This is a genomic window from Paracoccus sp. 22332, assembly GCF_052045125.1.
Classification (GTDB): domain Bacteria; phylum Pseudomonadota; class Alphaproteobacteria; order Rhodobacterales; family Rhodobacteraceae; genus Paracoccus; species Paracoccus haematequi_A.
The window spans coordinates 1-8,725 of sequence record NZ_JBQEOI010000074.1 but is presented as its reverse complement, the minus strand read 5'-3'; the positions used below and the strand labels follow the sequence as shown (position 1 = coordinate 8,725).

Annotated in this window: 6 protein-coding genes; 2 read left to right on the top strand and 4 right to left on the bottom strand. The window is 58.3% G+C overall.

Going from position 1 to position 8,725, the window contains the following annotated elements; translation table 11 throughout:
• Positions 1 to 95 precede the first annotated feature (95 nt).
• The gene (locus ACTJI6_RS23050) at positions 96 to 1,427 is read right to left on the bottom strand and encodes a hypothetical protein (RefSeq protein ID WP_440804024.1); all 1,332 of its coding nucleotides are present in this window, start codon (positions 1,425 to 1,427) and stop codon (positions 96 to 98) included.
• An 8-nt stretch (positions 1,428 to 1,435) separates the two neighbouring features.
• On the bottom strand, positions 1,436 to 2,167 hold the full coding sequence (locus tag ACTJI6_RS23045; protein WP_440804022.1) for a hypothetical protein: 732 nt from the start codon (positions 2,165 to 2,167) through the stop codon (positions 1,436 to 1,438).
• Positions 2,168 to 2,520: 353 nt separating this feature from the next.
• Between ACTJI6_RS23045 and ACTJI6_RS23040 the strand changes: the two genes are divergently transcribed.
• Both ACTJI6_RS23040 and ACTJI6_RS23035 read left to right on the top strand, forming a co-directional pair.
• Positions 2,521 to 4,563: an ATP-dependent nuclease gene (locus ACTJI6_RS23040; RefSeq protein ID WP_440804019.1), complete on the top strand. Its 2,043-nt coding sequence runs from the start codon at positions 2,521 to 2,523 to the stop codon at positions 4,561 to 4,563.
• Positions 4,560 to 6,299 (top strand): UvrD-helicase domain-containing protein, encoded by a 1,740-nt coding sequence (locus ACTJI6_RS23035; protein WP_440804017.1) that lies wholly within the window; start codon positions 4,560 to 4,562, stop codon positions 6,297 to 6,299. Before ACTJI6_RS23040 ends, ACTJI6_RS23035 begins: the two co-directional genes overlap by 4 nt.
• Before the next feature lie 398 nt (positions 6,300 to 6,697).
• Here the strand turns inward: ACTJI6_RS23035 and ACTJI6_RS23030 are convergent, their stop codons facing one another.
• Both ACTJI6_RS23030 and ACTJI6_RS23025 read right to left on the bottom strand, forming a co-directional pair.
• A complete protein-coding gene (locus ACTJI6_RS23030) occupies positions 6,698 to 7,585 on the bottom strand; it encodes an XcyI family restriction endonuclease (protein ID WP_440804026.1) in 888 nt (295 codons plus the stop codon).
• 7 nt (positions 7,586 to 7,592) lie between these two features.
• Positions 7,593 to 8,654, bottom strand: coding sequence for an IS630 family transposase (locus ACTJI6_RS23025; protein WP_440803696.1), 1,062 nt, complete (start codon positions 8,652 to 8,654; stop codon positions 7,593 to 7,595).
• Between the last annotated feature and the right edge of the window lie 71 nt (positions 8,655 to 8,725).

Genomic DNA, 8,725 nt, shown 5'->3' with positions numbered 1-8,725 from the left:
AGAACAATCACGCCTTGACCACTGAATGACCGGAAATCCATAGTCAGAGGTGGCTCACTTCTCGATGGAAATGCCGGCTCAGTTCTGGGTGGAAATCAACAGCTGAGGTTCAGGGTCCGGAACATGCGCTCAATGCATCCCCGCAGGTGCGGCAGGCCCGCGATCGCGATCTCCTTTCGGATCCCCAGGTCAGCGCAGGCTGTCCGGAGATCCGTCGCTTTGAAGGCCGCCCCCGCGTCCGTCACCAGAAGCTCCATCAGGGCGGCCATCGACCAGGGCGAGAGCGCCCCTACCGCGTCGGCGAAGCTGCCCTTGTCGTTCAGACACATCTGGAGGCATTCGAGAGCGGCAAGATGGTTGGGGTTGCGGGTCAGGCGCATCCCGAGGATCACCTTCGTCGTGGCGCAGATCGCCATGGTGACCCACCAGCGACCCTTCTTGCCGTCCAGACCCAAACGCTCGCGATCCTTCTCGCTGAAAAGGTCCAAGAAACCGTTATCCTTGAAGATCGTGAACAGGTCGATCTTCATCTCGTCCATCTCGACGCGCTGGGCGGGCCGGGTCAGTCCTGGCGATAGGCCTTGGCCAGTCTGACGAAGCTTGCGCATCGCCGCCTCGCGTCCCTCACGCGCTACTGCAACCTGGAATGGGTCCTGACGATCAATTTCCGCGGAAACCGCGTTCCTGCTCGGGGCATCGAAGGGGGGTAGACCTCGGGCATGCCGGTCCTCGTTCAGATCGCTCACGGCGATCAGCACGTTCTCGTGGACCTTCTTCTTCGTTGGACGGTTTGGCGAGAGGTAATACTCGACCGCCTTCGACAGGATTGCCCTGATTTCCGAAGGGAAACGCGCCTCACGGTTCCCCGATTTCTGATGCCGATCCGCGAGCCCTGCCCGCCCCATAGCGTCGTAGAGCGACAACCAGCGCCGGAGACTGCGAGGCGTGAACTTGTCCGGGACCGCCGGGGCTTTCGCCGGTGCGGCGGTCTTGGCGTAGAAGCCCTTGGCCTCCGACGTGATCAGTGCCCTGTGGGCCGAGATGGAGGCGTCCGTCCGCTTCAACGTCGTCCGTCCCGCCTGATCCAGCTGCGTCCTTTGAACCTGCTTGAAGCCCAGCACGAGGGATTCGCGGTAACGGATCCGCTCCTCCATAGTGCCGTCGATCATGCTGTGGAGGCTGTCGGCACGATCCAGCACATGCCGAACGCCCTGAGCCACGAAGTGCCTGCCCTTCATCTCGAGCTTGTTGGCCCGCTGAAGGGCCGCGATCTCTGGATGCGAGAAATGCTCCACAAGACCGCCGTTCACTGGTTCGAAAGTGCAACCTTCCGAATTCCGGTAACCGAGCCGCATGGGCCGGCCTTCGATGATGACCAGATCGTCAGCACTGAAGGCGAAGCGGGTAGCGAAACGGTTCGGGCTCATGTCTCCCATCAGATCATCTCCACACGGCGGACACACGAAGCGAGCGAGATCCGTTCGTGACGACAGAGCCGGAGCTTCCGGTCGGCGATGAGCCGAATAAGGGCACGCGTGCCCCGGGCACCGAGCCCCACTTCGCGGGAAACATCCGCCAAGACCGCGGAGCCGGCGAGTCGGGCAACGACAGCCGTGGCGGCCGCGTCAGCCTCCGGGTCCGGGGCCCGCATCGCAAAGAACGTCTCCGCGTTATGGACGGAGATCTGGTCCAGGTCCCGGTCGGTGAGGAGACGGACGGCGTCGAAGCGACCGTCCAGCTGGGCGGCGATTTGGCGCAGATCCTTCATCACTCGCCCGCTCTGCAGCCGGATCTCCGGCTTCACCTCGCAGGCGAGCCGCTTCCCGTTCCGGAGGACGGCCACGATGTCGAAAAACTTGGTTCGGGCCTTCCCCTGCTCGTCATACCACTCGAAGGGCACCTGCTCGACGACCGTGTCCACCTCGGGGAGAGACAGCAGGGAGATGGTCCAGAGGATCTCCAGCCGGCTCTCGCTCATCACGATCCGACCCTGCGCCCCGTCCGGGATCACCATCTGGCCGGTGAAATGTCCTTTCGAGGCGCCTGCCACCTTACGGCCGGCCAACGACCGCTTGGGCGGAGCATACTGTTCGGAAGCCGGACGGATCGGCAGGGCGTCGCGGATATGGGCGTGGTTAATCAGCCCGCAGGCGGCGGCATCAGTCATTATGGACCTCGACATCAGAGACGTTAAGGCCCCGCATGAACGGGGCCGGACAGGTCAGGTTCGAGGTCTGAAGAGGGTCAGATTATTCCCAGCTCGCCCCGAAACGCGGGGCGCGTATGAGGCCGTTACGGATGTGCGGGATGGGCATCATCTTGGCTCACTGGTTGCTGAAGGATGCACAGAATGGCCGAACTTACCTTGCAAGTCAACATGCAACCGCATCTACCGCCTTCAGACGCATTCTGGGTCCTCCGAGAAGGTGACGACAATGCGCCATTTCAACTTGCTGGCGTGACAAGTCGCTAGGGCTTATCCATCATACCTTTCGCAAGAGAACAGCAGTAATTGGCGCTATGATCAGGTTATCTAATATTTGTGTTGACGGTTTTCGGCTGCTGGAAGGTGTCAGTATTGCTGTTGAGGCCGGGACCACGGTGATCGTTGGCCGGAACAACAGCGGGAAGACCTCCCTCACGGAGGTCTTTGACAAATTCCTCGGAGAACGCGTCGGGCAGTTTCGGCTTGAAGACTTCTCCGCCTCCTTCCGCGCGAAGTTCCTCTCGGCGAAGGCGCTGCGGAATGCAGGCGAAGCAACGGCCGATGACATTCTGGCGTCGCTCCCGGTGATATCCCTGGATCTGACCTTCGCCTATGACGCGCTGGCTGGCGACCTCGGGCCTCTCTCGCCGTTCATCATCGACCTCGATCCGGACTGCACGACGGCCATTGCGCGGCTCGAGTATTCTCCCACCCTCGCGACGCTGACTTCACTCCTTGATCTGCCTGCGGCGGACGCTGATGAGAACCCGAACGCCGCCCTGTTCCGCCACCTGCGCGATGCGATACCGAAATCCTACTCCGTCAAGACGTTGGCGATCGACCCGACCGACGCGACCAACCGGCGCGCGTTTGACAACACCTCTGCCATCTCGGCGCTTCTGCAGGTGGGTTTCGTAAAGGCGCAACGGACTTTGGACCTGGGGAAGCGCGGCGATCCGGACGTCATCGGCAAGCTGCTCAACAAGCTGTTCAAGACGGCGAGCAGCCGAGGCGCGGCGCAGGATGATCAGGTCATTGTCGCGGACCTCATGACGTCCGTCGGTCAGATCGAGAACTCGATGCAGGGGAACTTCGACACGAAGCTCAAGGAACTCCTCCCAGCGCTCAACCTGTTCGGCTTCCCTAGCCTGAACGACACCGAACTGGTGCCGCAGACCAGCATCGACGTGGAAAGCCTCCTCACCGACAATACCCGCATCCTCTACACCGGTGCGGACGGGGTCCACCTACCGGAGGGTTACAACGGTCTTGGCACTCGGAATCTGATCTACATGCTTCTTCAGCTGGAAGCGCTTCATAAAGGCTACCGAGCCACTCCGACTCGCCCTGCGGCACATATCGTCTTCATCGAAGAGCCTGAAGCTCACCTGCACCCCCAGATGCAGGAGGTGTTCATTGCTCAACTGAACGAAGCCATTTCCGCCCTCTCCCGCCGCTACCCGGCGGAGCCGGCTTGGCAGGTGCAGTTCATCGTTTCCACGCATTCGTCGCACATCGCGAACGCGGCCTCCTTCGAGGCGATCCGTTACTTTCTCAACACGCCGACTGACGTTCCGGGTATCCGGCGCACTAAAGTAAAAGACTTCCGGCGGGGTATGGCAGGGATCGCACCGGAGGATCGGAAGTTCCTCCACCAATATATGACTCTGACGAAGTGCGACCTGTATTTCGCGGACAAGGCGATCCTCGTGGAGGGTGCGACGGAGAGGATCTTGATGCCCCGCATCATCAAGATCGTGGACGAGGGGCTGAACGACGGTCGTAAGCTGGGGCGGCAGTATGTGACCACGATGGAGGTGGGCGGGGCCCACGCTCAGATTTTCTTCCCTCTCCTCGAATATCTTGAGTTGAAGACGCTGATCATCACCGACCTCGACGCGGTCCGCGTCCGGGACGGTCGGCGAAGGAAGTGTCCCTGCGCTGAGGGAGAATTCACCTCGAACAACGCGCTCAAGTCTTGGTTCGATGATAACGACATCTCCGTCGCGTCGCTGACGGCGAAAACGGCGGCGGAGAAGATAAGAAATGTTTGCCGGATCGCCTATCAGACGCCGGAAGCGGGCTCTAATCACTGCGCGCGAAGCTACGAGGACGCGTTCATCCTTGCCAATCTCAATCATTTTCAGATCCCAGACGATGAGCATGCCGCGACAGCGGCCTGGGAAATGGCGCAGAGCTTCGGGAAATCCGAGGAAGCGATCCGCTTCGCAATCATGGAAGAAGAATGGAACGTGCCAAGGTATATCCGGGAGGGGTTGATTTGGCTCTCCGAGCCCCCTCCTGCCCCTGAACCGCCACCGATCTTGCCTGCCCATCCGGAAGAGGCCGCGGCATGACCAAGGGACCATCCCCCGCAGTATTGGCGGCCCAAGAAGCCCAAGCCCGCGTTGAACAATGTTTGGAGAACGGGCGGAATTTCCGTCTCGAGGCCGGGGCGGGAGCCGGCAAGACCTACTCGCTCGTCGCCGCCCTCCGAAAGATCATAGACGAGAGGGGCCCTTCCCTCATCAGGGCCGGACAGCAGGTCGCATGCATCACCTATACAGAGGTGGCGCGGAAGGAGATCGCAAGGGATATCGAGGAGCATCCGGCGATCCTGGTAAATACGATCCATGGCTTCGGGTGGTCTTTCATCTCACGCTTCCAGAAGGCCCTTCGGGAGCTGGTCGCCGCCCAGGAGGCGCGTCGAGAAGCGATCGAGGAGGCGGGCGGCATCCGGGATCAGATCGTCGAATACAACTTTGGATTCTTTGGGATCGACGAAACTCGGATCACGCTTCACCATGACGATGTCCCGGTCTTCCTAGCGGAGATGCTCGCCAACTCGAAGATCCGACGAATCTTCACGAGCCTCTACCCAGTCCTTTTCATCGACGAATATCAGGATACAGATCCAGCCGTGATGACGGCTCTTTCTCAGCACTTCTTCGCCATCGATGAGGGTCCGGTCACGGGACTCTTCGGAGATCACTGGCAGACGATCTACCGCAAGGACTACGACCTTGCCGCATTCCCGAACGTTGAGGGTATCGACAAGAAGTCCAATTTTCGTTCGGTCCCCGCGATCGTCGACGTGCTCAATCGCCTGAGGCCGGAACTGAGACAAGAGGTGGATGATCCGGAGGCGCAAGGGGAAGCCAGATTTTTTCACTGCAACGGGTTTAAGGGTCAGCGAGTTAGCTCGCACGCCGGCAAGGAAGAACTCCCTCCGGACGAGCATGCCAGGACCGTGGAACGCTTGATCCAAATGCTGACCCAAGAGGGGTGGGATTTCGCGCCTGCACGAACGAAGATTCTGATGCTCACGCACAACGCCATCGCGGCAAAACAAGGCTATCCCAACCTCGCGAGGATCTTCGAGCACAAAGAGGCTTTTGCCAAGAAGGAGGACCCGGCGATCGCTTTTCTGGCCGACTCTGTCGAGCCGATCTGCGCCGCCTATTCCTCCGGCAACTTCGGGGAGATGTTTCGGCTGATGGGCGGCGCCCCCACGCTCCGAAAACCTGCCGACAAGGCCCAGTGGCGGGCGGACATGAATGAACTGATCCGCCTGCGGAATAGCGGAACAGTAGGCGACGTGATCGATTTGTTAAAAGAGACCCGCCGCCCTCGCCTGAATGATCGGGTAGCCCGAAGGGACGATGAAGTCGGGAAAGCCGGTCCTGAGCCGGCCGAGGGCGAGTCAAGGTCGATTACTCGCCACCGGGAACTGCGGTCAGTATCCTACGCGGAACTGATCGCCGTGACAGAATTCATCAACGGCTTCACCCCGTTCGCCACGCAGCACAGTGTGAAGGGCGCCCAGTTCGACAATGTCCTAGTCATCCTGAGTGGGGGCTGGAACCATTACAACTGGCCGCGTTTGTTGGATCAGATGGTTACAGGGAAGGTTGCCGCCAAGGACCGCGCAGGACACCTCCGGGCTCGCAACCTTCTCTATGTCGCGCTATCGCGACCCAAGAAGCGGCTTGCAGTGTTAGCGACCCAAACCCTCAGTCAGGATGCACTTTCCGCCGCTGAGCACCTTTTCGGGTCTGACAATATCATCGCGCTGCCGACGGAGCCTCAGTGACGCCGGAAACCAGTCCACTCTCCCTCCTCATAAATTGTCGCCCGGTTTAGAAGTAACCTTCAAGCTTGCAGTCTTAAGGCTTACGCCCGGATGGGTTGAGGCGCAAACAGCGGCCCACCCTATAACCTTTACGTTTCCGCGTCACTCCTGCCGCACAGACTTAGGCCATGACCACCTAGCGAGGGAGCCCGCCAGCGAGTTCTTTAGTGGGGCGACGGTCCCCAAGCATAGCACTGCTCGAAAATTTGCGCGACTGCGTGACGCTTGAAATCATCAATGAAGTTGCCGATTCCCTCTGTCTCTACCTTAACTCCAAATGGCCAAAGACGGTGCTCAGGAACATTGGGCTATTCGAATGTCAGAGCACCGGCGCATGCAAAAAACATCTCTTTGCAATTTTAATTTTCCGGCTTGGCGGCAATGGACACTGCAGACAAAAGGCGAGAACGAAAATTTTCAAATTCTTGTCCTTCCTTCCTCATCAGGTTAGCCAATGTGAAAAAGTGGTTAGTGGTCGGGGATTCCGCATAAGCCTTATCCATATCGAGGCCGCCAACGTTAATCACAGTCCAACATTCCGCGTATCCTTCCCTCCTTGCTTTCTGATGACTTTTTTCAGCCTCACCAATACGGTTGTGAATATTAGAAGCGTCCGTTCCGCTCTTCACCTCAATCGCCACCGCATTCAAATACTTGCCGGGTAATACTTCCTCTTGAATAACGATATCTGGGTCTGCCGCAAACCGAATAATTACAGATCTTCCTGTCGCGCTCTTTACCGTTATTCGAGACGTATCTTCTTCCTCTCCCGGCAAACGGGCGTGCCCCACAATATCTTCTATCACGTCGAAAACTTGAGTTATTCCAAGAGATCCACGAGAATTGTTCGCGCCACCACGAAGCTGCGGACCAAGTGTGAGAAGAGAAAGATCCTCGAGCCCGCCCTTGCTAATTTCAAGATCAAAATCTTTTAACCCTCGTAACAACTGAGAAGCGGCAGCACAAAGTGCTTCACACATATCTTCGATATCGGCAAAAGCCGTTGCTCCGATACGTCCTTTCTCCTCCATAGACTTAAAATGACCAACTCCGAAGCCAGAGTCTCTACCATAAAATTGCTTCTGAGAGTATCCCAGAAGAAGACGATAATAGCCAACTAGCTCTGGATTCTCCTGCAATATCGACGGAACAGCGAAAATTAGCTCTGCGCGCAGCCCGGCTGCAGCCATGACCGAAAGGTCTGAGCCTGGAACAAATTTCGCCAGCTCCGAATCAATTTTTGTTATACCGCTTCTACTGCAAAACCCGAAAGTTCTCGCGGGTTATGACGCGGAAGTTGTCGGAGACCTTGTCGCGGAATTTTGTCCATTCCTGCGGGATGGTTTCACGCATGAATGCAAGGATGGCGTCGGCGAACTGCTTCTGACTTGGGTAGTAGCGGTTGTGGGTAACGTATTGATGCAAGACAGCCCAAAGCCGCTCAATCGGATTGAGATGAGGGCAATAGGGTGGCAGCTGGATCAGATGGATACGGCAAGCTGTCTTGGCGAGGAAGGCTCTGACATCGGGTCCTTTGTGGTAGGCAGCGTTGTCCCAGATGACATGAATGATGCGCTTGTCAGGGTTGCGCTCCTCGATCTTGGTGAGAAGCTGCACGGCACTGACCCCGTCGACGGTTGTGGGCTCGACAAAGGGTGCATCAAAAGTTTCGAGGTTTACAGCCCCATGAATGTTCACACGACCGCGCCCTGCTGTGCTGAGAACCGCTGGATTTGATCCCACCTTCACCCAGCCGAATGCAGGCTTGGTCTGGTATTCCGGATGCACCGCATCGGCGAAGTAGACGGCTTCATCTGCTGGTAACTCACGCATCAGGCGTTCGTAGAATGCGATGAAAGCTGTCTGCTTTTCCGCAGATGCCACGCGCGGCAGAGGCTTGGGCTTGCGGTATTCAAAGCCCAGTCGGGCGAGAAGTTTGATGCAGCCAGAATGGGAGTAGTTCAGACCGCACTCAGCCGCGAGGTGAGCCCTGATCTCGACCGTCGAGCGACAGAAGCGCACTTGCAGCCATGCGCACAGCGCAGTCTCCTGTGCCTGCGTCATACGGGACTGGCCGCCTTTCCAGCCGTCGTAGGCAAGCGCATCCCAACCATCTTGCAGGTAGGTTTTATGCCAGCCCCGAATGGTATCGTCGTCCAGATAGAGAAATTTTGCGATCCGGGCACAGCTTTCCCCGTCGTCGAGCAGCAGGATCGCATTTGCCCGGCGGGCAATGCCGTGGTCCTCGCGCTGACGACGCACGCACGCCTCAAGCTCGAGGCGGTCTGCTGAGGAAAGAAAGCCGGGGCGGATCATAGGCGTAGCTGAATCGTTCCAAACCCAGCCGTCAAGTCACCAAATTCGGCTGCCGCAGGACTCCGAGTATA

Coding starts and splice junctions, on each gene's coding strand:
- ACTJI6_RS23045 (WP_440804022.1), bottom strand. CDS start 2,167: ATGACTGATGCCGCCGCCTGCGGGCTGATTAACCACGCCCATATCCGC.
- ACTJI6_RS23050 (WP_440804024.1), bottom strand. CDS start 1,427: ATGAGCCCGAACCGTTTCGCTACCCGCTTCGCCTTCAGTGCTGACGAT.
- ACTJI6_RS23035 (WP_440804017.1), top strand. CDS start 4,560: ATGACCAAGGGACCATCCCCCGCAGTATTGGCGGCCCAAGAAGCCCAA.
- ACTJI6_RS23040 (WP_440804019.1), top strand. CDS start 2,521: ATGATCAGGTTATCTAATATTTGTGTTGACGGTTTTCGGCTGCTGGAA.
- ACTJI6_RS23025 (WP_440803696.1), bottom strand. CDS start 8,654: ATGATCCGCCCCGGCTTTCTTTCCTCAGCAGACCGCCTCGAGCTTGAG.